This is a genomic window from Alteromonas sp. 4NH20-0104, assembly GCF_057547795.1.
The window spans coordinates 1-1,196 of record NZ_BAAJLP010000072.1; the positions used below are offsets into that span (position 1 = coordinate 1).

Below are 1,196 nucleotides of genomic sequence, written 5' to 3' on the forward strand. Positions count from 1 at the left end.
ACATGCATCACTTAATGTACGCCCTTGGCTTTCTGCCATTAATTGGGCTAGGCGTTTCGTTTCTTCGTCAACTCTGAATTGTATGCGGGTATCCATTTTCAACTCCGTACATGCGTGTACACAAATGTTAGCACGTAGTTTGAGTTTACGGCAACTAACAAACGATTATGGCACTCGCTGTCGCTCGCTGGGACACAAACACGCGGGGCGCTTCGCTATTATGCACCACGCGTTTGCGCCCCATATTTGGAAGTTATGTGCTAAGAAGGAATTCAGCATGGGCTTGGATACTGTAGAAATTGTATTGTGGGCTGAAGAGAAATTTGGTGTAGAAATGCCCGATGAAGAAGTTACTAATATCTACACTGTCGGAGAGTTTGCTAATTACATCGCCAGTAAAGTTAATGCAGAGAAGGGCACTAATATCAGCTTTAAGGAAGTGATGCCTGATTTACTTGATGTGCTAGAGTCTGATTATAGCGTGCCAAGGCATAAAGTTACTTTTGATAGTCGGTTTGTCCAAGATCTAGGTTTTGGCTAGTCGCACATAACAAACGCATTAACCATTCGCTGCGCTCGCTAGGGACAAAAACATGTAGGCTCCCTGCGCATCGCTTGGTATTGTAGCTATGTTTTTTTCCGTTGTGCGGAAGTTATAGATACAAGGATGTAATATGAAATTTATCATGTCTTTTGAAGTTGAAAGAGACACTTATCAAAACTTTGTAAAATTCGCAGTAAAGAGAGCTTTTAAAACTAAAAACCAGTTTTATGCCTTTATAACAAATTTTATTGCTTGGCTTTTAATTACCGTCTTCTTCATGTTTATCTTTCAATCTGCGAACTCCAAAAGCTCAAATATTGATTGGGCGTCTGCGTTCATTGGCGCTTTACCATTTTGCATAATTATTGGCTATTCTCTGCATGCAAATTACAAAGTAAAAAAATTCAGTATCCCGAATAGCAACGGAATTATACTTGGCACAAAGACTATTGAACTTACTTCAGATGGACTTTTCGAGGTCAGTAGCGTTTCGAAATGTCAGTATTCATGGGCTTGCGTTGAAGAGATCTCGGTAAACAACGGTGACTATTATATCTTTCTCGATAAAATGTATGCTCTCATAATACCGCGTAGTGCCTTTGCATCATCTGGGTCTATAGAGCAATTCAAAGCTTGTATAAACGAGTATGTA

General features: G+C 40.0%; 2 protein-coding genes. Both read left to right on the forward strand.

All coding sequences use genetic code 11. The annotated features are described in order from the left end of the window. Positions 1-277: 277 nt before the first annotated feature. Positions 278-541: an acyl carrier protein gene (locus tag AC27IB_RS23455; RefSeq protein ID WP_487124052.1), complete on the forward strand. Its 264-nt coding sequence runs from the start codon at positions 278-280 to the stop codon at positions 539-541. Positions 542-674: 133 nt separating this feature from the next. Continuing rightward, a partial coding sequence (locus AC27IB_RS23460; RefSeq protein ID WP_487124054.1) for a YcxB family protein occupies positions 675-1,196 on the forward strand: 522 nt, incomplete at its 3' end.